Annotated in this window: 20 protein-coding genes; 15 read left to right on the top strand and 5 right to left on the bottom strand. The window is 66.9% G+C overall.

The genetic code is table 11. The features are described 5' to 3' along the window. From AC3ITN_RS01275 to AC3ITN_RS01295, 5 genes are all read left to right on the top strand, one after another. Positions 1-552 carry a DUF2878 domain-containing protein gene (locus tag AC3ITN_RS01275; RefSeq protein WP_489391795.1) on the top strand — a complete coding sequence of 184 codons (552 nt, stop codon included), beginning with the start codon at positions 1-3 and terminating at the stop codon, positions 550-552. Continuing rightward, on the top strand, positions 549-1358 hold the full coding sequence (locus AC3ITN_RS01280; protein WP_489391796.1) for a DUF1295 domain-containing protein: 810 nt from the start codon (positions 549-551) through the stop codon (positions 1356-1358). Before AC3ITN_RS01275 ends, AC3ITN_RS01280 begins: the two co-directional genes overlap by 4 nt. After that, positions 1355-2428: an SAM-dependent methyltransferase gene (locus AC3ITN_RS01285; protein WP_489391797.1), complete on the top strand. Its 1074-nt coding sequence runs from the start codon at positions 1355-1357 to the stop codon at positions 2426-2428. The genes AC3ITN_RS01280 and AC3ITN_RS01285 overlap by 4 nt, the downstream gene beginning before the upstream one ends. A gap of 59 nt (positions 2429-2487) precedes the next feature. After that, positions 2488-2985, top strand: a complete 498-nt coding sequence (locus AC3ITN_RS01290; protein WP_489392856.1) for a lipocalin family protein — start codon at positions 2488-2490, stop codon at positions 2983-2985. Between the two features lie 218 nt (positions 2986-3203). Continuing rightward, positions 3204-5060, top strand: a complete 1857-nt coding sequence (locus AC3ITN_RS01295) for a patatin-like phospholipase family protein (RefSeq protein WP_489391798.1) — start codon at positions 3204-3206, stop codon at positions 5058-5060. A 391-nt stretch (positions 5061-5451) separates the two neighbouring features. On the opposite strand, the gene AC3ITN_RS01300 is transcribed toward AC3ITN_RS01295, so the two are convergent. After that, entirely contained in the window at positions 5452-6822 is a 1371-nt protein-coding gene (locus AC3ITN_RS01300) for a helix-turn-helix domain-containing protein (RefSeq protein ID WP_489391799.1), read from the bottom strand. A 111-nt stretch (positions 6823-6933) separates the two neighbouring features. Here AC3ITN_RS01300 and AC3ITN_RS01305 point away from each other — a divergent pair, with 111 nt between their 5' ends. Genes AC3ITN_RS01305 through mmsB form a run of 5 tightly spaced genes read left to right on the top strand, consistent with a single transcriptional unit; the run spans position 6934 to position 12479 of the window. Further along, the gene (locus tag AC3ITN_RS01305; protein WP_489391800.1) at positions 6934-8439 is read left to right on the top strand and encodes a CoA-acylating methylmalonate-semialdehyde dehydrogenase; all 1506 of its coding nucleotides are present in this window, start codon (positions 6934-6936) and stop codon (positions 8437-8439) included. Positions 8440-8471: 32 nt separating this feature from the next. Further along, a complete protein-coding gene (locus AC3ITN_RS01310) occupies positions 8472-9626 on the top strand; it encodes an acyl-CoA dehydrogenase family protein (RefSeq protein ID WP_489391801.1) in 1155 nt (384 codons plus the stop codon). Then, positions 9623-10420 (top strand): enoyl-CoA hydratase, encoded by a 798-nt coding sequence (locus AC3ITN_RS01315; protein ID WP_489391802.1) that lies wholly within the window; start codon positions 9623-9625, stop codon positions 10418-10420. Before AC3ITN_RS01310 ends, AC3ITN_RS01315 begins: the two co-directional genes overlap by 4 nt. Beyond that, positions 10417-11592 carry an enoyl-CoA hydratase/isomerase family protein gene (locus tag AC3ITN_RS01320; RefSeq protein ID WP_489391803.1) on the top strand — a complete coding sequence of 392 codons (1176 nt, stop codon included), beginning with the start codon at positions 10417-10419 and terminating at the stop codon, positions 11590-11592. The genes AC3ITN_RS01315 and AC3ITN_RS01320 overlap by 4 nt, the downstream gene beginning before the upstream one ends. Next, entirely contained in the window at positions 11589-12479 is an 891-nt protein-coding gene (gene mmsB, locus AC3ITN_RS01325; protein ID WP_489391804.1) for a 3-hydroxyisobutyrate dehydrogenase, read from the top strand. Before AC3ITN_RS01320 ends, mmsB begins: the two co-directional genes overlap by 4 nt. Before the next feature lie 110 nt (positions 12480-12589). Here the strand turns inward: mmsB and AC3ITN_RS01330 are convergent, their stop codons facing one another. Next, entirely contained in the window at positions 12590-13015 is a 426-nt protein-coding gene (locus AC3ITN_RS01330; RefSeq protein WP_313341966.1) for an organic hydroperoxide resistance protein, read from the bottom strand. Positions 13016-13125: 110 nt separating this feature from the next. On the opposite strand from AC3ITN_RS01330, the gene AC3ITN_RS01335 reads away from it, so the two are divergent. Continuing rightward, on the top strand, positions 13126-13953 hold the full coding sequence (locus AC3ITN_RS01335; RefSeq protein ID WP_489391805.1) for a cupin domain-containing protein: 828 nt from the start codon (positions 13126-13128) through the stop codon (positions 13951-13953). Between the two features lie 151 nt (positions 13954-14104). Beyond that, the gene (locus AC3ITN_RS01340; protein ID WP_489391806.1) at positions 14105-14665 is read left to right on the top strand and encodes a hypothetical protein; all 561 of its coding nucleotides are present in this window, start codon (positions 14105-14107) and stop codon (positions 14663-14665) included. Here the strand turns inward: AC3ITN_RS01340 and AC3ITN_RS01345 are convergent. Further along, positions 14637-15593, bottom strand: coding sequence for a cation diffusion facilitator family transporter (locus tag AC3ITN_RS01345; protein WP_489391807.1), 957 nt, complete (start codon positions 15591-15593; stop codon positions 14637-14639). The genes AC3ITN_RS01340 and AC3ITN_RS01345 overlap by 29 nt on opposite strands. Positions 15594-15901: 308 nt before the next feature. Between AC3ITN_RS01345 and AC3ITN_RS01350 the strand changes: the two genes are divergently transcribed. Next, entirely contained in the window at positions 15902-16531 is a 630-nt protein-coding gene (locus AC3ITN_RS01350; RefSeq protein WP_489392857.1) for a lysozyme inhibitor LprI family protein, read from the top strand. 27 nt (positions 16532-16558) lie between these two features. Further along, a complete protein-coding gene (locus AC3ITN_RS01355; RefSeq protein WP_489391808.1) occupies positions 16559-18976 on the top strand; it encodes a VgrG-related protein in 2418 nt (805 codons plus the stop codon). 87 nt (positions 18977-19063) lie between these two features. Here AC3ITN_RS01355 and AC3ITN_RS01360 read toward each other — a convergent pair whose 3' ends face one another. Beyond that, positions 19064-19543, bottom strand: coding sequence for a DUF2442 domain-containing protein (locus AC3ITN_RS01360; RefSeq protein ID WP_489391809.1), 480 nt, complete (start codon positions 19541-19543; stop codon positions 19064-19066). After that, positions 19540-19761, bottom strand: coding sequence for a DUF4160 domain-containing protein (locus AC3ITN_RS01365; protein WP_489391810.1), 222 nt, complete (start codon positions 19759-19761; stop codon positions 19540-19542). Before AC3ITN_RS01365 ends, AC3ITN_RS01360 begins: the two co-directional genes overlap by 4 nt. Before the next feature lie 919 nt (positions 19762-20680). Here AC3ITN_RS01365 and AC3ITN_RS01370 point away from each other — a divergent pair. Beyond that, positions 20681-21223 carry a YfbU family protein gene (locus AC3ITN_RS01370; protein WP_489391811.1) on the top strand — a complete coding sequence of 181 codons (543 nt, stop codon included), beginning with the start codon at positions 20681-20683 and terminating at the stop codon, positions 21221-21223. The last annotated feature ends 4 nt before the right edge of the window (positions 21224-21227 follow it).

A 21227-nucleotide genomic window follows, 5' to 3' on the forward strand; every position in this document is an offset into this window, starting at 1 on the left:
ATGCGCCACTTCTGGGCCAACGTGATCGGCAACCAGCTGGTGTGGCTGTGCGCGGTGGTCGGTGCCGGGCACGGACTGCGCTGGCCGGCGCTGCTGGCCGCGACCGCCTACGTCGGCAGCCAGCTGGCGATGTCGGCGCGGCCTGCGGTGGAGCTGAAGGTGCTGGCGGTGGCCGTGCTGTGCGGGCTGGTGGTGGATGGTATTGCCGGGGGCTCGCAGCGGGTGGTGTACGCCGCGGCGTGGCCCAGCGCGTGGCTGGCACCGGTATGGATTCTGGCGTTGTGGGCCGCGTTCGCCATGACCCTCACGGTTTCACTGAAGGTGCTGCAGCAGAAGCGGTGGCTGGCCGCGCTGCTCGGGCTGCTCGCGCCGCTGGCCTATCTCTCCGCCTCGCGGGGCTGGTCGTCGGTGCTGTTTGCCGCGCCGTCCTGGCAGGGCGTGATCATCCTGGCGCTGGGTTGGGCGGTGGCGCTGCCGCTGCTGGCGGCCAGCGCGCGGCATTGGCAGCACGACGCTGCCGCTGTCGCGAATACGAACGGAGCACACGCATGAACGTACCTGGATGGGGCTCGCTCGGATGGGTCTGGCTGTATGCCGCGCTGATCATGTGCTGGGGCTGGTGGTGGCAACGCCGGCACCAGAACATCGGCGTGGTGGATGTGTTGTGGGCTAAAGGGGTTGGCGCCTCTGCGCTGCTGTTGGCACTGCTGGGGGAGGGCAGTGCCGCACCGCGCATCGCGTTGGCCGTTCTGGGGGGCGCCTGGGGAGTGCGCCTGGCCCTGCACCTGTGGCGCCGGGTGCGCAGTGAGGCGGAAGACGGGCGCTACCAGCACCTGCGTCGCCACTGGAACGGTCACCAAGGCAAGATCTTTGGCTTCTTCCAGTTCCAGGCACTGTTGATCGTGTTGTTCGCGCTGCCCTTCGTGGCGGTGTCGCAGAGCGCAGCGCTGCCGGTTGGCTGGATCATTGCGGCGGCGGGCATGTGGCTGCTCAGCGTGGGCGGCGAAGCCATTGCCGACCGCCAGCTGGCGCGCTTCCGCGCCGACCCGGCCAACAAGGGCAAGACCTGCCGCGAGGGCCTCTGGCGCTATTCGCGGCACCCGAACTACTTCTTCGAATGGCTGCACTGGTTCACCTACGTACTGCTGGCCGTGCACTCGCCGCTGTGGTGGCTCGCCTGGTCCGGACCGCTGGTGATGTACGTGTTCCTGCGCTGGGTGAGCGGCATTCCCTTCACCGAGGCGCAGGCGCTGCGCAGCCGTGGTGAGGACTACCGCGACTACCAGCGCACCACCCCGATGCTGTTTCCGTGGTTCCCCTCTCGTCAAACCTCCCCCCAAAAGGAGTCGTCCCCGTGAATGTCGCCCGTGAATCGCTGCCCCTGCCGGACTACGCACCTGGGCTGACCGGCCTGGCCGAACGCGGCCTGTTGCCCGATGCGCTGCTGCGGCTGGGCATCCGCCGCCAGTGCGAACAGCGCTTGCGCGAGGAAAGCGCCGGCGGCGCGGAGGGGCAGTCGCAGCGCTTTGCCGAGCGCATCGCGGGGCTGTCGCGCAGCCCGCTGGCCCTGCACGTGGATGCCGCCAACCGCCAGCACTACGAAGTGCCGGCGGCGTTCTTCCAGGACTGCCTCGGCGCGCGCCTCAAGTACAGCAGCTGCTATTACCCCACCGGTACCGAAACCCTGGACCAGGCCGAGGAGGCGATGCTGGCGCTGTACGGCGAGCGCGCCCAGCTGGCCGACGGCCAGGACATCCTGGAACTGGGCTGCGGCTGGGGCTCGTTGACGCTGTGGATGGCCGAGCGCTACCCGGCCGCGCGCATCACCGCGGTGTCCAACTCCAACAGCCAGCGCGAATACATCATGGCCCAGTGCCGCGCGCGTGGGCTCGACAACGTGACCGTGCTGACCCGCGATGTGAACCAGCTGACGTTGGACGATGGCAGCTTCGATCGCTGCATCTCCATCGAGATGTTCGAGCACCTGCGCAACTACGAACGGCTGCTGCAGCGTATCCAGCACTGGCTGCGCCCGGACGGCAAGTTGTTCGTGCACATCTTCGTGCATCGCACGCTGATGTATCCGTTCGAGACCGAGGGCGAGGACAACTGGATGGGGCGGCATTTCTTCACCGGCGGCCTGATGCCGTCGGCCGATACCCTGCTGTGCTTCCAGCAGCACCTGCACCTGCAGCAGCGCTGGTTGCTGGACGGGACCCATTACGAGCGCACCGCCAACCACTGGCTGGAGCGCCAGGACCAGAACCGCGACGCGGTGATGGCCGTGCTGCGTGCCGGCTACGGCGATGCGGCCGCAGCGCTGTGGTTCCAGCGCTGGCGCATGTTCTGGATGGCCTGTGCAGAGTTGTTCGGCTACCAGCAGGGCCAGCAGTGGATGGTTGCGCACTACCTGTTCGGTCGCTCCTGACCCCCTTCGAGGAAACCGCCATGTCCCTACGTCGCCTGTTTCCCCTGCTTGCTGCCGGCATGCTGTTTGGCTGTGGTGGCAACACCCGCCCCATCCCGCCGGTGGCCCACGTCGATGTGCCACGCTTCATGGGCGACTGGTATGTGATCGCGCATATTCCCAGCCGCCCGGAACGCGAGGCCTTCGATGCGGTCGAGTCGTACCAGCTGCGCCCCGACGGCCGCATCCAGACCACCTTCCGCTACCGCAAGGGCAGCTTCCAGGCCCCGATCAAGACCATGCATCCGGTGGGCACCGTCAAGGAAGGCACCAACGGCGCCGAGTGGGGCATGCAGTTCGTCTGGCCGATCCAGGCCGAGTACGTGATCGTGTCCCTGGACGATGACTACCAGCAGACCATCGTCGGGCGCAGCAAGCGCGACTACATGTGGTTGATGGCACGCACCCCGAAGATCTCCGACCAGGACTACCAGAAGGCCATGACCCGCATCGCCGCGCTGGGTTACGACCTGTCGCAGGTGCGCCGCGTACCGCAATCGGCCGCAGGCGACCGATAGCCGCAACTGCGGCGCGGTTCTCAGGTCCTGAGAAGCCTCTGGGCGATACTGTGCCTATAGCGTCACCCCGTGGCGTGTCCGTCCTGACGCGGGCATGTCGTGGGGGAACGCTGCAGTGACAGGCAGGTCTCGTGGGTCCAGGGAAGGCGGCTGGCGCGGCAACGCGCGGTGGGCGGACAGAGGGCGGCGACGTGGCGGACAAGTACTGCGATCTGGTCATGAAGGGCGGTATCACCAGCGGCATCGTGTATCCCAATGCGGTGTTGTCGCTGGCCCGCGACTACCGGTTCAAGAACATCGGCGGAACGTCGGCTGGCGCGATTGCCGCCGCAGTGGCGGCCGCGGCGGCGCTCGGCGACCGCCGCCGCCACGCGGGTGAACCGGTGCAGGCAGAGGTCGGCTTCGCGGGGCTGGCCGACGTATCGGCGCAGCTGTCGCGGCGCGGCTTCATCTACAGCCTGTTCCAGCCTGCGCGCGGGGCGCATACCGCGTATCGCCTGCTGGTGACGCTGGCCGGCAAGTCCAGCCTGCCGCGCAAGATCGCCTGCCTGCTGGCGGCGGTGTTCGCCATCGCGCCACTGGAACTGCTGGCCGCGCTGGCGCTGCTGCTCGGCATCGGGTGGCTGGCCGCCGGCAGCCAGGGCATGTGGGCCACGCTGCTGCCCTCGCTGCTGTGCGCCTATGGGGCCGCCGTGCTGGCCTCGGCGTTGCGCGTGGCACGCGTGGCGCGGCGCAACCTGCTGGGACTGTGTTCGGGTGCCACGCAGCCTGATGCTACAGCGCCGGCCCTGACCGACTGGCTGCATGCGCGCCTGCAGGCCCTGTCCGGGCAGCCGCTGGGGCAACCGCTCACGTTCGGCGACCTGCACCGCGCGCCGCGCTATCCCGGCGAACCCGCCGGTTCGCAGTCGATCAGCCTGCAGATGATCACCACCTGCGTGTCGCACACCGAGCCACGCACGTTGCCGTTCAACGGCGCGCACTTCTGGTTCCGGCGCGAGGAGTTCATGCAGCTGTTCCCGGCCAGCGTGATCGAGTGGCTGGTGGCCCAGGCCGGCGCGCCGCAGCGGGTGGAGGGTGTTGATTACTACCGTCTGGTGGATGGGGAGCAGTTGCCGGTGCTGGTTGCCACGCGCATGAGCCTGAGCTTCCCGCTGCTGATCAGCGCGGTGCCGCTGCATGAGCCGGCGCGGCGCGAGCGGCGCTGTGAATCGGCCGACGAGGCACTGCCGCCACGCGACAACCGCAACGTTGCCGACAGCACGGAGGGCCTGACCAGTGCGGGCCAGGGCGAGGGGTCGGTGATCGCGGCGTTCCGCGTGTGCTGGTTCTCCGATGGAGGCATCAGCAGCAACTTCCCGATCCACCTGTTCGACGCCGCGCTGCCGCGCTGGCCGACGTTCGGCATCAATCTGGTGTACCCACGCCATCCCGACGCCGCGCAGCCCGGCGACGATGCGGAAACTGCGGTCGACGCCGCCGTGTTCCTGCCTACCGAGAATCGCCAGGGCTGGCAGCGCAGCTACCAGCCGATAGCGCGGCCGTTGGCGGCGGCCGAGATGTCCGGCTTCCTGTTCTCCATCGTGTCGACGATGCAGAACTGGCGCGATGTGTTGCAGGCGCGCGCGCCGGGGTACCGCGACCGCATCGTGCACGTCACGCTGCAGGGCGACGAGGGCGGCATGAACCTGGACATGCCGCAGGCGGTGCTCAGCCGCATCGCCGCCAAGGGCAGCGTGGCCGGCGAGCGCTTCGGTGATTTCTCGTTCGCCAACCACTACTGGATCCGCTGGCGCAACCTGGCCTCGGCCTACCAGCGCTATACGCTGGAAGTAGCGCGCACCGATGACCCGGCCCAGCGCGTGGCCGGGTGGCGGGACGCGTACGAAACCGTCGCCCGCGGCGAACCGCCCGCGCCCTCGTACCGGCTGGGTTCGGAGGACAAGCGGCGTGCATCGCAGCAGCTGTGGCGGCTGATGGTGGAGCAGGGGCAGGCATGGGAGGATCTCGGCCCGGACCTCACCGAAGGCGCGCCGCGCCCCCTGCCGCAGATGAAGGTGACGCCGAGCTATTGACCGCAGAGCGGTCAACAGCCGGTAGTGCCGGCCGCTGGCCGGCTCCAGGCAACTCTCCACCACGCGCCACAATGCCGGCCGCTCGCACCACGCACCACGCACCACAATGCCGGGCCGCTCGCACCACGCACCACGCACCGCAAGGCCGGCCGCTGGCCGGCTCCAGGCACCACGCACCGTAGTGCCGGCCGCTGGCCGGCTCCAGGCAACTCCTGCCGGAGGTCATGAAGAGCCGGCCAGCGGCCGGCACTACCGGGCAATCGATTATCGCCTGGAGCCGGCCAGCGGCCGGCACTACCGGGCAAATGATTATCGCCTGGAGCCGGCCAGCGGCCGGCACTACCGGGCAATCGATTATTGCCTGGAGCCGGCCAGCGGCCGGCACTACCGTTTACGCGCGCCCGGGCAGCTGCGCGAACGCGCGCTGCATGCAGTCCTCGCGCGGGCACACCCGGCAGCCGGGGCCGATCGACACCGAGTTGCCCGGGCTCTGGATGTCCAGCCCGCGCGAATAGATCAGCCGCTCGGCATGCTGCAGGTCGCAGCCCAGTGCCACCGCGAAGGTCTTGCGCGGCTGCCCATGCCCGACCGGGCCGCTGCTGACCTGGCGCGCCAGCCAGAAGTGGCGGCGCCCGTCGGGCATGCGTGCGGTCTGGGTCAGCACCCGCCCGGGTTGGTTGAAGGCCTCGTACACGATCCACAGCGGGCACGAGCCGCCCACCTGCGAGAAGTGGAAGTCGGTGGCCGAATGCCGCTTGGACACATTGCCGGCGCGGTCCACCCGGATGAAGAAGAACGGCAGCCCTGGCGCACTGCGCCGAGCCAGCGTGCTGAGCCGGTGGCAGACCGCCTCGAAACCCACCCCGAAGCGGTGCGCCAGCGCGTCGATGTCGTAGGCGCTGTGCTCGGCCGCGCGCAGGAACTGCGCATACGGCATCACCAGCGCCCCGGCGAAGTAGTTGGACATGCCGATCCGCGCCTGCGCGATCTGCTCGGGCTGGTGGAAGCTGGCCCGCGCGATCACCGCGTCGATCTGTTCGGCATAGCCCAGCAGCGCCAGCTCGGCGGCCATCTGGAAGGCCTGCTGGCCCGGTTCCAGGTAGTCGGGCAGCCACAGCGTGCGGCTGCCGCCGTCGTACACGCGCTTCTCGCGCCCGGCCTGCAACGGCGCCACTTCCACCAGCACGCCGTGGCGGTCGGCCAGCAGCTGGCGCAGGCGCGGCGCCACGTGCCCGGTCACCAGCCCCCATTCGCCGAACAGCTGCTCGGCCAGGTCGTCCAGCTCCGGAATGTGGTTGTGCATGCGGTTGAAGAAGTCGCGCACCTGGTCGCCGGCTGGCAGCGCCTGCCCGGCCTGCGGGTCGCCCAGCTGGAACTCCAGCGCGGCGGCGTGTTCGCGCAGCAGCAGGTGGCGGCGGTGCAGGTCGAGCAGGGCCCGGCTGATCTGCGGCAGGTTGCCCGCCATCGCCCGCAGCTCGGTGCTGCTCACGTCGTCCAGGCCCAGGTCGCGCAGGGTCTCGCCCAGCGCCTCCTGCAGAGCGCCGGGCTCATCGACATCGAACAGGTCGGTAACGTCGCCCAACACCTCGCGCAGCTTCTGCTGCACCGCCGGAGTCAGGGGGCGCTTGTTGCGCTCGATCTGGTTCAGGTAACTCGCCGACAGCCCCAGCGCCCGGGCGAGGTCCGCCTGGCTGTAGCCGCGTTGTTCGCGCAGCTTCAACAGGCGCAGGCCGATCTGGCGTTGATGCAGCTGGCTATTCACAGAATTAACAGAAATCGTAGCGGGCGTTGGCCAGATTAAGCGTATACAGGCCGGAAATCGAGCGTTTGGCTGTGAATAATGCCAATAACTTATCGACCCGCCGGGATTGTTATGACTGTTGCAGCGCCCCGTATCCGCATGTTGATCGACGGCCAGTTCGTCGAATCGGCCAGCTCGCACTGGCAGAACGTGGTCAATCCGGCCACCCAGGACGTCCTGGCCCAGGTGCCGTTCGCCACCGTCGGCGAAGTCGATGCCGCCGTGGCCTCGGCCAAGGAAGCCTTCAAGACCTGGCGGAAGACGCCCATCGGCACCCGCGCGCGCATCTTCCTGAAGTACCAGCAGCTGATCCGCGAACACATGGGCGAGCTGGCCCACATCCTCAGCGCCGAGCAGGGCAAGACCGTGCCCGACGCCGAAGGCGACGTGTTCCGAGGGCTGGAAGTGGTTGAACACGCTGCGGCGATCGGCAACCTGCAGCTGGGCGAGCTGGCCAACAACGTGGCCAACGGCGTGGACACCTACACCCTGCTGCAGCCGCTGGGCGTGTGCGCGGGCATCACCCCGTTCAACTTCCCGGCGATGATCCCGCTGTGGATGTTCCCGATGGCCATCGCCACCGGCAACACCTTCATCCTCAAGCCGTCCGAACAGGACCCGATGGTCACCATGCGCCTTGTCGAACTGGCGCTGGAAGCAGGCATTCCCAAGGGCGTGCTCAACGTCGTGCACGGCGGCGAAGAAGTGGTCAACGCGATCTGCGACCACCCGGACATCAAGGCCGTGTCGTTCGTCGGTTCCACCCGCGTCGGCACCCACGTGTACAACCGCGCCTCGCTGGCCGGCAAGCGCGTGCAGTGCATGATGGGCGCCAAGAACCACGCCGTGGTGCTGCCGGACGCCAACAAGGAACAGAGCCTCAACGCCATGGTGGGTGCCGCCTTCGGTGCGGCCGGGCAGCGCTGCATGGCCGCCTCCACCCTGGTACTGGTGGGCGAGGCGCGCGAGTGGGTGCCGGACCTGGTGGCCAAGGCCAAAACGCTGAAGGTCAGCGCCGGCAGCGTGGCCGGCACCGACGTCGGCCCGGTGATTTCCTGCGCCGCCCGCGAGCGCGTCGAAAGCCTGATCGCCTCGGGCGTGGAGCAGGGCGCCAAGCTGGTGCTCGACGGTCGCAACCCGCAGGTGGATGGCTTCGAAAAGGGCAACTTCGTCGGCCCGACCATCTTCGACGGCGTGACGCCGGGCATGCGCATCTATGACGAAGAAATCTTCGGGCCGGTGCTGGTCATCCTGGAAGCGGAGACGCTGGATGACGCCATCGATCTGATCAACAGCAACCCCAACGGCAACGGCACGGCGCTGTTCACCCAGTCCGGTGCGGCGGCTCGCCGTTTCCAGGAAGAGATCGACGTCGGCCAGGTCGGCATCAACGTGCCGATTCCGGTGCCGGTGCCGCTGTTCTCGTTCACCGGTTCGCGCGCCTCCAAGCTCGGCGACCTGGGTCCGTACGGCAAGCAGGTGGTGATGTTCTACACCCAGACCAAGACCATCACCGCGCGCTGGTTCGACGACGAAACGCTGGGTCATGGCGTCAACACCACGATCAGCCTGAAGTAAGTGACTGCAGGGAATTTTTTATGAGCAACTCGATGACGACGGAACTCGAAGAAGCGCAGCAGGCCTATAGAGAGGCGGCGCGCGACTTCGCCCACGCCGAACTGGCGCCGCACGCCGCGCGATGGGATGCGGAGGGCATCTTTCCGCGCGAGGCGATCGCCAAGGCAGGGGAACTCGGGTTCTGTGGCCTGTACATGGACCCCGACGTCGGTGGCAGCGGCCTGAGCCGTCTGGACGCCGCCGTCGTCATCGAGGAGCTCGCCAATGTGGATCCGTCCACCGCGGCCTACATCAGCATCCACAACATGGCCTCGTGGATGGTCTCCACCTGGGGCCAGGACGCGTTGCGGGCCGCGTGGGGCAGCGATCTGTCGTCGGGCAGCAAGCTGGCCTCGTACTGCCTGACCGAGCCGGGCGCAGGCTCCGACGCCGCCTCGCTGAAGACCAGCGCGGTGCGCGACGGCGACCATTACGTCCTGAACGGGTCCAAGGCCTTCATCTCCGGCGCCGGTGCCACCGAGCTGCTGGTGGTGATGGCGCGTACCGGCGGCCCCGGTGCCGGCGGCATCAGCGCGCTGGCCGTGCCGGCGGAACTGGCCGGCATCAGCTACGGCCGCAAGGAAGAGAAGATGGGCTGGAACAGCCAGCCCACCCGCGGCATCACCTTCGAAAACGTCCGTGTGCCGGTGGCCAACCTGCTGGGCGACGAAGGTGGTGGTTTCAAGCTGGCCATGAAGGGCCTGGATGGCGGCCGCATCAACATCGCCGCCTGCTCGCTGGGTGCAGCGCAGGGCGCACTGGATGCAGCACGCCGCTACATGGGCGAGCGCCGCCAGTTCGGCAAGGCGCTGTCGGAATTCCAGGCGCTGCAGTTCAAGCTGGCCGACATGGTCACCCAGCTGGTAGCCGCGCGGCAGATGGTGCATACCGCCGCGCGCAAGCTCGATGCCGGTGCCAGCGACGCCAACGTGTGGTGCGCGATGGCCAAGCGCTTCGCCACCGACGCGGGCTTCCAGGTCTGCAACGAAGCACTGCAGATCCATGGCGGCTACGGCTACATCCGCGAATACCCGATCGAACGCCTGCTGCGCGACAGCCGCGTTCACCAGATCCTGGAGGGCACCAACGAGATCATGCGTGTGATCGTCGCCCGCCACCTGCTCAACACCGATGAGGAACTGCGATGATGGATTGGCGCAAGCACGAACATGTGGGCCTGAAGGTCGAGGCCGATGGCCATGTCGCGGTGGTGACGCTGGACAACCCGCCCGCGCACACCTGGACCGTGCACAGCCTGTCCGCCCTGCGCGATCTGGTAGGTGCACTCAACGCCGACCGCGACATCTACGCGCTGGTGATCACCGGTGGCGGCGAGAAGTTCTTCTCGGCCGGTGCCGATCTGAAGCAGTTCGCGTCCGGCGACAAGGCCGCCGCCCGCGAAGCCGCGCGCCGTTTCGGTGAAGCCTTCGAAGCGCTGTCCGGCTTCCGTGGCGTGTCCATCGCCGCGATCAACGGCTACGCCATGGGCGGCGGGCTGGAATGCGCACTCGCCTGCGACCTGCGCATCATCGAAGAACATGCCCAGGTGGCACTGCCGGAGGCCACCGTTGGCCTGCTGCCGTGCGCCGGTGGCACCCAGAACCTGCCGCGTCTGGTCGGCGAAGGTTGGGCCAAGCGGATGATCCTGCTCGGCGAACGCATCGACGCCGACACCGCCGTGCGCATTGGCCTGGCCGAGGAGAAGGTCGGCAAGGGTGAGGCCAAGGCGCTGGCGCTGGAGTGGGCGCACAAGGCCGGCAAGCAGAGCCCGACCAGCATCGCCGCCTGCAAGGCGCTGGTGCAGGCCACCCGCACCGGCACCCACGCGGCCGCACTGGTCAGCGAGCGCGAAGCCTTCGTTGACCTGTTCGACAGCGCCGACCAGGCCGAAGGCGTGAACGCCTTCCTGGAAAAGCGCGCCGCACAGTGGAAGAACGCATGAGCACGCCGCTCGCCAGCGACGACGCGCCGGTGCTGTTCGAGGAGCGCCCGGCCGCCAACGGCACCCGCATCGGCATCGCCACGCTCAACGCGCCGCGTACCCTCAACGGCTTCTCGCTGCCCATGGCGCACCTGCTGCGTGAGCGGCTGGACGCGTGGGCGAGCGATGACGGCATCGCGCTGGTGGTGCTGCAGGGCGCAGGCGAAAAGGCGTTCTGCGCCGGCGGCGACCTGCACAGCCTGTACCAGAGCATGCGCGCGTACCGCGACGCCGGCCGCAGCGACATCCGCGACAACGCTTATGCGGCCGAGTTCTTCGACGTGGAATACCGCGTCGACTACGCCATTCATACCTATCCCAAGCCGATCCTGTGCTGGGGCCACGGCATCGTCATGGGCGGCGGCATCGGCCTGATGTCCGGCGCCAGCCATCGCGTGGTCAGCGAGCGCTCGAAACTGGCCTTCCCGGAAATCACCGTGGGCCTGTTCCCCGACGTGGGCGGCAGCTGGTTGCTGCCGCGCGTGCCGGGCAAGGGCGGCCTGTTCGTGGCGCTGACCGGCGCGCCGCTCAATGCCGGTGATGCGATCTACGCCGGCCTGGCCGATATCCATATCGCCGAGGCGCAGCGCGAGGCGGTGTTCAACGCCCTGGCCGCCGTGCACTGGGGCGAGGATGCCAAGCGCAACCACGACCAGCTCGACGCGCTGCTGCAACAGCACGCCAGCGATGCCGCCACCGGCCCGCTGCTGCGCAATGCGGCCACCGTGGATGCGCTGTGTAGCGGCGACGACGTCGGCGCCGTCGTCGAGGCGATTGCCGCACTGCAGACCGAGGATCCGTGGCTGACCAACGCGCAGGCCACGCTGGCCGCCGGCGCGCCCGGTTCGGCACGGCTGGCCTTCGAGCTGCAGCGCAAGGCAGAAGGTGCTTCGCTGGCCGAGGTCTATCGGCTCGAGTACATCGCGGCCCTGCACGCGGCTGCCCACGGCGATTTCGCCGAAGGCATCCGCGCGCTGCTGATCGACAAGGACCGCACCCCGCACTGGCAGCCGCGCACGCTGGCCGAAGCCACCGCGGCCTGGGCCGACACCTTCTTCGTTTCGCCCTGGTCCGACGCCGCGCATCCGCTGGCCGACCTGGGTGCCACCGTCCCTGAAAGGAGCCACGCATGAGCCGTATTGCATTCATCGGGTTGGGCAACATGGGTGGCCCGATGGCCGCCAACCTGGCCAAGGCCGGTCACGCAGTCCGCGTGTTCGACCTGGTGCCTGCCGCCGTGCAGGCCGCCGTTGACGCTGGCGCCACCGCCGCCACCTCGGCGCTGGATACGCTGACCGATGCCGAGATCGTCATCTCGATGCTGCCCGCGAGCCGCCACGTGGAAGGCGTCTACCTCGGTGACGATGGCCTGCTCGGGGATATCCAGGGGGGCGCGCTGATCATCGACTGCAGCACCATCGCCCCCGCCACCGCACGCAAGGTGGCCGAAGCGGCGGCCGCGCGCGGCCTGCAGATGCTGGACGCGCCGGTCTCCGGCGGCACGGCGGGCGCACAGGCCGGCACGCTGACCTTCATCGTCGGCGGTGAATCCGATGCGCTGGAGCGCGCCCGTCCGCTGCTGCAGGCCATGGGCAAGAACATCTTCCACGTGGGTGCCAGCGGTGCCGGCCAGGTGGCCAAGCTGTGCAACAACATGGCACTGGGCGTGATCATGGCGGTGACCGGCGAGTCCATCGCCCTGGGCGTGGCGCACGGGCTGGATCCGAAGGTGCTGTCGCAGATGATGGCCGTCAGCACCGGCCGCAGCTGGGCCACCGAAGTGTGCAACCCGTGGCCGGGCGTGCTGGAGAACGCGCCGGCTTCGCGCGGCTACAGCGGCGGCTTCGGCAGCGACCTCATGCTCAAGGACATGGGCCTGGCCGTGGAAGCGGCGATGAGCGTGGGTGCCTCGATCCCGCTGGGCGAACTGGCGCGCAACCTGTACTCGATGAACCACCAGGCAGGTCGCGGCAAGCTGGATTTCTCCAGCGTGGTGCAGCTGGTAACGCCCGAAAAGTAACCGGAACGCGGGCCATGCCCGCAACAACCCGAATGCATCCCGGAAACGGGATCCACCGCGGTGGGATGGGCGGATGCACGGTTCAAGGACCGGCATCCGCCCATTTTTTGTTACACGATGGTCAGCGTCACGTCGATGTTGCCGCGGGTGGCATTCGAATACGGGCACACGATGTGCGCCTTCTGCACCAGCTCTTCCACCTGCTCGCGCGGCAGGCCCGGCACGCTGATCTGCAGCTCTGCCTCGATGCCGAAGCCGGTCGGAATCTGGCCGATGCCCACCTTGCCGGTGATGCTGGTTTCAGCCGGCAGCGCAACCTTGGCCTGGCCGGCCACGAACTTCAGCGCGCCCAGGAAGCAGGCCGAGTAACCGGCAGCGAACAACTGCTCCGGGTTGGTGCCCGGGCCGCCAGCGCCGCCCAGCTCGCGCGGGGTGGAGAGCTGCACGTCCAGCACGTTGTCCGACGAGGTGGCGTGGCCTTCGCGGCCACCGGTAGCGGTGGCGGTGGCGGTGTACAGAACCTTTTCAATCGACATGGGAATCTCCTGGCTGTGAACGGGATGGACCGGTTGGTGAGGTGTACTGTGCGCCGTCTGGGCGGACGTGTGGCAACATAACGTCCAGAAAACTTGATCTGGAGTCCGGAATGGTCGACCGCCTGCAATCCCTGTTGGGCCGCTTCGCGGTCAATGCCGAAGTCTTCCACGCCGGCGCGCTGTGCGGCATCAACGACCTGCCCGCCGACGGCGAGCGCGGCCAGCTGCACCTGATCCGCGACGGCCAGGTACGCGTGGAGCACCCCGACGGCAGCGTGCTCGAGATCACCCAACCCAGCGTCCTGGTGTATCCACGTCCGCTGGCGCATCGCTTCGTCACGGACGCGGAGGTGGGGGCCGACTTCGCCTGCGCCCATCTGCAGTTCGAAGGCGGCGGTAACAACCCCGTCGCCGCCGCGCTGCCGCCGATGATCTGCCTGCCGCTGGACACGCTGTACGGCGGCCAGCCGATCCTGTCGGTGCTGTTCGACGAAGCCTTCGCCCAGCGCTGCGGCCGCCAGGCGCTGCTCGACCGCCTGTTCGAAGTGGTGATGATCCAGATCCTGCGCGCGCTGATGGAAAGCGGCCAGCTCCGCGTGGGCCTGCTCGCCGGCATGGCGCACCCGCGCCTGCGCCATGCACTGGTGGCCATGCACGAAGCGCCCGCCCAGGAATGGACCCTCGAATCATTGGCCCAGCGCGCCGGCATGTCGCGCAGTGCCTTCGCCGACAGCTTCCGCGACACCATCGGCAGCACGCCCGGCCACTACCTGCAGGGCTGGCGCACCCGCCTGGTGCAACAGGCGCTACGCAAGGGCCAACCGCTCAAGCGCATCGCCGTGGATGTTGGGTACGGCAGTGAAGCGGCGCTGTCGCGTGCGTTCAAGTCGCAGACGGGGCAGTCGCCACGGCAGTGGAAGCAGGCATCGGCGCAGTAGCGCCGTTGCGTTGCCACCATCGGCAGACGAGGAGCGACCGACCAATGCGAATACCAGAATATTCCTATCGAGTTCTGTGATCCCTTCGCGGCCAGGTTCGCATTGTGATCGCTACAGTGCCGCCTCTTCATAGGTTGAGAGGGAGCTGGCAATGTTCATGCGCTTTGCGACATTCATGCTGTGGCTGGCGGGTGCAGCGTTGTCGCACCACGCTGCCGCGTCGGATGATCTGACCGGGGAGACCGCTGTCGTACATACGCTCTCGCTTCACGTATCGGTGGGCGGCGAGGAGGTGATGGCACCGGTGTTCCAGATGACGTCGGCCGCTGCGGCGGAGCTGTTCATCGGGTCCAGCGAACAGGATGGCTACACCCTTGTAGTGAATATGCTGGCGCCTGCCGGTTCGGGAGTGTCCGATGGAGCAGGGGCGCAGTTTGTGCTCTGGCGCGGCGTACCTGACAAGGGGGTGCGGCTGCTTGATCAGGTGATGGTGCTCGGCGAGAAGCGCAAAAAGAAGGCAGGGGAAAACGTCCTTTACTCTCCCGGTGCCGGACAGCCTGTCGTACTTACCGTGGTGTCGCACGCGATGCAGACGGTTGCTCGCACTCAGTCGAACGCACTGACGCCGTGTAAGGAGGCTGGGAACATCGGCGTGAACGGTGTTGGAGCAGCGTCACCTGCCCTCAGATCGTCCATTCCCGATCCGTCGTAAACATGATCGTCAGCCACCGATCCGTCGACTCCTCGCCCAGTGCTTCGCCGATCTCGTCGCGCAGCTGATCCCACTCCACCAGCGGGCGCGGTGGGTCGTTGGCGGGCACCACGAAGAACAGTTCGATCTGCTCGCCGCGCCCCACCTTGGCTACGTAGCTGCGGTGCTCCAGGAAGCCATGCTTGGCCACGATGGCGCGCGCGACTTCGTCCACGTGCGACTGCAGGTCCACGGGCGTGATCAGCAGGATGTCCGACAACGCCCGGCGCACGGTGCCGAGCGGGGCGACCACCACGAACGCGCAGACCACCAGCAGGATGGCCGGATCGATGTACGGCACGATCCACGCCCAAGGCGTACCGCGCAGCAGCCAGCCACCGCCGAAGCCGATCAGGTAGGCGCCCGACATCGCCGTGGCCACCATCCAGTTCTTCGCATCCAGGCCGACAAAATCCGAGCCGATGCTGCGGTTGGCACGGCGGATGAACAACGTCATCGCCGCTTCGCCGATGAGCGACAGCACCGCGAACACAATGGCCGGGCCCAAGGCGATCTCGCGGCCGCCGGACATCAGCGCGTTCACGGCGTTCACCGCCGCATAGAGCGCCGCGCCGATCATCAGCGTGCCGCTCACGCCCAGCACAATGGGTTCCAGGTGCCAGAAGCCCATCGTGAAGCGCTGGTTCAAGCGTGACTGCAGCGCGTCCACGTTGGTCGACAGGCTGATCAACCGCACTACCAGCAACGACAGCCACGTCATCACCACGTCGATCAGGCCGTAGATGCCATCGAAGATGATCAGCGAGGAGTTGGCGTACAGGCCGAATGCCACGGCACCGAGCGCCACCGCGAGCGAGGCGGCAATCGACAGACGCAGCACGCCTTGTTCGGTGGCGGGGTCGAACAGGGTGGGCCTTACGCTGCGCATGGGGGTGTGGAGCAGGAAGAGGTAAGCCCCATTGTGCCTGCGCAGCGCTTCCTGCGGCGTGACAAGTAGTTGATCTCACGGAGAAAGACACTTGTATATACGCCTTGAACCCTCAATTTCCCCTTGTAATGCGTGCTGGACGTCAATGGTTTGACGCAGGTATCGTGCACGCGTGGTGCGTCGCCGGGGAAGGGTGGGCGCACCGATGCGGCCACCGCATCGCCGGCGTCATGATCGCCGCGCAGAATGGATACCCGACCGTCGAGGTGGGCCGGCCATGACCGGACACCCGCAAGGAGAAGCGAATGATGCACGCAGTGAACCCTCTTTCTGGACTCCGCCGCCGCCTGTACGGCCACGGCCACTGGAGTGTCCTGGCGCTGACGGTGATGCTGGCGGCCTGCCAGGCACCCAGTTCCGAAGCCGTCACCCTGGGCGGTCCTGCCGCCGCCGGGACCCCGGACGCTGCCGCGCCGGCCGCTGCTCCCCAACCGACCGCCGCGCCAGGCCAGACTGCTCCGACGGCCCCGCAGGCGCGTCCGGGTCTGTCCGCGGCCGACCTGGCGATGGAGGCCGAAGACATGGGCCGGAGCGTCCCCGACGACTCCTACCGCAAGGCCAATCTCCGCCCGCAGTACGCAAAATGCGTCAAGGCCAGCAATGCCGTGACCCCGGCGCTACAGGCGTGTGGTGACGAAGAGTTCGCCTGGCAGGACCGGCGCCTCGTAGCGGCGGTCAGCAAGATCGCCGACGGTCCCGATGGCAAGGTCAAGGACGATCTGATGGACGAGCAGGCGGCGTACATGAGTGACACCAACCGCTACTGCAGCGCGAACCCGGACGAAGATGGCCAGGGCCAGATGCTGGACGCGCAGTCGTGCCGGATCAACCGTACCGCCAATCGCGCCGACCAGCTCGAAGCGCTCATCTCGAAGTAATCCCCCCCCCGCAACGGAGTGTAGGCAATGGATGTTGTTACCCAGGCAAAGCAGGCGATGGACAACTGGCACCGTGGCCAGACGTCGGCCCACTATGAAACCGGCGGTCGCGGCCCGGGCCATGTGTCCACCGGGCAGGGCGATCACGGCGGCGTGTCGTACGGCAGCTACCAGTACGCCACCAACGTGGGCGGTGCCGCCGAGTACGTGCGTGCGTCGCGCTACGCCAGTGAGTTCACCGGCCTGCAGCCCGGCACCGCGGCATTCACCGAGCGCTGGAAGGAAGTGGCCGCGGCCCACCCGACCGCCTTTGCCCAGGACCAGCACGACTTCATCCAGCACAAGTACTACGACGTCCAGATGGACCGCCTGAAGGCGGTCGGCGTGGACCTGTCCGACCGCGGTCCCGCCGTGCAGGACGCACTGTGGAGCACCTCGGTGCAGTACCGCGGCATGACCCGCTCGGTGTTCCACAACGGTCTCAAGGCGGCCTATGGCGAGAACTTCAATCTTGCCGACCTGACCGACGAACAGATCGTGCGCGCTGCGCAGGATTACAAGCACGACAACGTGCAGCGGCATTTTGAAAGCTCCCCGGCCCTGTGGGATTCCCTGCGCGATCGCGCCACCAACGAGAAGACCTCGCTGGTTGGGCTGGCCCGCTACGACCAGGTCAACCGCAACCCCGAGGCCTATCAGGGCAAGGACTACCAGCAGGCCTTCGGCGAGCCCGAACCCCGCCAGCAGGGACGGCGGCAGAGCAGCGCCGCGCCGATGGCCGACGGCATGCTGACGCCGGGCGAGCGCGGCACCGAAGTGGAGGCGCTGCAGAACAAGCTGATCCAGGCCGGCTATACGGGCAAGGACGGCCAGCCGCTGACGGCCGACAAGCACTACGGTCCCAATACCGAGCATGCGGTGCGCGAGTTCCAGCAGGCCAATGGCCTGACGGTGGATGGCAAGGCGGGTGCAAACACGTTGGGCGCGCTGGCGGCCGTGGCGAGCCAGCAAGGGCCGCAGGCGGCAGCGCCTGCCGCACCGGTCGCGCCCACCGCACCGACCCAGGCAGCGCCGACGCAGGCGCCAGCGACGCAGGCTGCCCCGACCGCGCCCACGCGCGATGCCGCCACCCCTGCCACCGCCACTGCCACCGACCTGACCAGTGGCGAGCGGATCCGGGTCGTCGAGCCCTTCGGCAATGGCACGTCAAACCGCACCATCGCGCACGGCACCAGTGGTGAGGACGCCTTCCGCGACATGAAGATCCACCACCCCAATGCCAACCGCGAAGCGGTGCGTACTGGCAATGCAGCATTGGCCGACCGTCATTCGGAGATGGTGGAAGGGGAACTGGAGACGGTCCGCAATCGCGACGACCGCAATGGCATTCCGCTGGTGCACAAGGACCTGATCCTGACCAATCCGCGCGGTGATCGGGAAATCATGATCCCCGCCCCGGTCGCAGGCTACGCCGAAGTCAGGTCGGATGCCTGGAACTCGATCGGCATCTACAGCAAGCCCGCCGGCCACCCCGACCGCGAACTGGTCGGCCAGGTGCTGCACGGCGCACGCGGCACCACCCCGTTCAAGACCGGCGACTACGTGGAATACGGCGCGCCGCTGATCCGCCAGTCCGACGCCGGCACCCCCGGCGCGGTGCATGCGCATATCGAGCTGGAGCCGGAGCAGTACCGCAAGTACCTGGGCGACATGCTCAATGATCGCCTCACGCTGACCCATCAGGCACCCAGCCGGACCCAGTCCGGACCGCCTGCGCAGGCGGCGATGGCCGACGGCGTGATGGTGCACGGCGAGCGTGGCGACGCGGTCAAGGCGATGCAGACCAAGCTCGCGGGGCTGGGTTACCAGGGCGCCGACGGCAAGCCGCTGTCCACCACCGGCTACTTCGGCGACGACACCCGCGCGGCAGTGACGAAGTTCCAGGAAGAGCACGGGCTGAAGAACGACGGCAAGGCTGGGGAGAAGACCCTCGGCCAGCTGGATGCGAGCGTGGCAGCCACGCGAAATGCACCGGCCCACGCAGAGCCCAGCATGCGTGACGCCTCGCATGTGGACAACGCCCGCTTCGAGCAGGCGCAGGGCAAGCTGCAGGCGATGGAACAGCAGCGCACGCAGAGCGGCATGAAGCCGTTGTTTGCCGACGCCGAGCAGCTCGATCGCGCCGCCGGCCAGCTGGTGGTGGCCACCAAGGCCTCCGGCATGCAGCAGATCGATACGGTCGTTGCCCGTCTCGACGGCTCGGGCGTGTTCGCGGTGCAGGGCAACGTGGGCGACCCGGCGGCACGCCGCGCGTGCGTCGAGCACAGCCAGGCGATCTCGCAGACGGTGGAAAGCAGCACCCGCCAGGCAGACGACCTCAACACCCAGTCGCAGAACCAGAGCCAGCACCAGGAACGCGAGCAGACCCGCGCACGCGGGATGTAAGCGATCTCCTGCCGGCGGCGTTGCACGCGCTGCACGCCGCCGGCGATTCGGTCACATCTCAGCGGTGCGGGAGATGGCGGGCCCGCCTCACGCTGCAGCGTCGTACTCGAAGGCGTGTTCCGAGCCGCGCAGCAGATATATGTCCCACCCCAGCATTGCCAAGCCAACGGTCCGAGGAATGGGCTTTTCGCCGCTGCGGTAATAGGCCAGCATCCGCCGGCTGACATCCAGCGCGGCCGCAGCCGCATCCAACGTCATCGCGTGATGGGCCATCCACACCAGCAGTTGCTGGTGCGAGAACTCTCCCGACTGTTCAATTGCCATGGCGCGCAGGTTGTCGCTTGCCAAGGTCAAGTCGTCATCGCCTGCAAAGATGACGCCGCGATTCCACTCATCGGGTTCCACCTGTGCGAACACGTCAGGATCGCGCAATTTGGCCAGTGTCGGATGCTTGTTGATTACCTCGCCCAGGTCGAGCTCGAATGCCTGGTCATCGGCATAGCGCAGCGCCAATCGCGTATGGCCAATGGCCGTCACCGCGGTCAGCAAGAAGTGCTTGTGGTTCATGGATTGAGCTCCTGCCATTTTGCGATGAGGATTTCAGTGTTCTGTTCGGCCCACACCAGCGCTTCCACCAGCTCGCGAAGCTTGTGAGAACTGGTGAGCGGGGCGATGGCGATCAGTGCCTCCCTTCCGTCCCGCATGCGCACGTGGAAGTGCGGTGGCTGATGGTCGGCGGGGTACATGGTGACGGTGCAGTTCGGCAGTCTGACGAGCGTCGGCATGGAATGATGCTAGTGCAACCATTGCACTGCTGCAACCATTGCACCGACGCAGCGCCTCTCCGAACCAGACCTTGGCGTTCAGCCGATCGGTGTAAACTATTGATCGCGCTGGTAAACCCGGCCATTCCTGCTGACCCGCACACCCCATGACCCAGCCTGCCACTCCCGCAGCCCGCTACGCCGCCTCCATCCGCCTGTCCGTTGCCCCGATGATGGACTGGACAATGGCAGTATAAAAGCGACATGAAATCATGTATTTAGATGGCATGAGTGTTGTCATGTAGCACTTTCGTTGCCCTGAATCATCGGTTTCCAACTCGAGGCTCTACAGGCGCGGTGGCAGTCGGAGGGGCAAGCGGGCCGACGCGAAGTGGGTGACAACGCCTGTAGGGAATCGTGGTAAAGAGGACAGGTGTGAGCGAATACGACGCGACCAACATCGGGGCACTAGAGTGGGACAGCCCTCCTAGGCAGCAGCTCCTGTTGCAACGGCCCGTAAAGTCTTGGAGCGCGGAAGACTGGACGTATGTTGTCAATTGGACGGACGATTGCTGGCAAACCAGGGCGCGAGTGATGGACACGCTGCGCGAGGCTTTTCCGGAGCTGGGAGACCGGTTCGGGTATGTCCTAGAGGTATGGGAAGCCGGCTATGGACCGGGAGGCCCCAAGCGCTCGGGAGAGTGATGACTAAATAGTTGAGCACGACGGCGTCCGCTTCCGACCAGGAGCGGGCGGTCGCGAAGGGCGGTTGCTGGGCATGGACCGGTTTCGTGGACGACCGAAGGTGGGTAGTGCTGCAGAGCTTAGCAGGGCACAATTGCAGGGGACTTGGGGGTTCATATGAGGCGCCAGGTGATCGACGGTACACGTCCCCCTCAATCGATGAATTGACCGCTCACAAACTTCCTCCAGACCCACCATGAAGCTGACGAACCCTGAGAAGCTCATCCTTTTGATGCTGAGCGATATATACGACAAGTTGGATTTGGACTCTGTCGACACGAGCCTTCTGCGTTCAGCGATTTACACCGAGAACACGTGGGCCCTCGATTGGGAGATGCCTGGCGTCGTCGGAAGTGAGTCTGACCCAACTCCAGAGTTGGTCTCGAAGGTGGCTAACTACCTCGAAATGTGGTCCTTCATTGAGGAAGCCGTTTCGTCGTTTGGGTCAGAGGAAACCACACGCTTAGAGCGGAACGCAGCTCCCTTCGGCAAACATGTCCGGTTCCCCGGGTTCGACGGCAACAACGAGGCCAAAGCTCTCGGAATCGCCTTGATCCTCATTGAGGACATGGGACGCTTCACGAAGTTTAAAGGCCGTGACCTCAATTCGCATGCTCCGTTATTGGACGCCTACACGCGTATGCATCGCGTGTTCAGCGGCATGCGCGATCAGTTGGGTCATAGAAACCATCTTTCAGTTGATGAAGTCGCGGCCATTCTCAATGCCATGCACGCTTGATAGG

The sequence above is a fragment of the Stenotrophomonas sp. KH_036_B genome, from assembly GCF_057839485.1.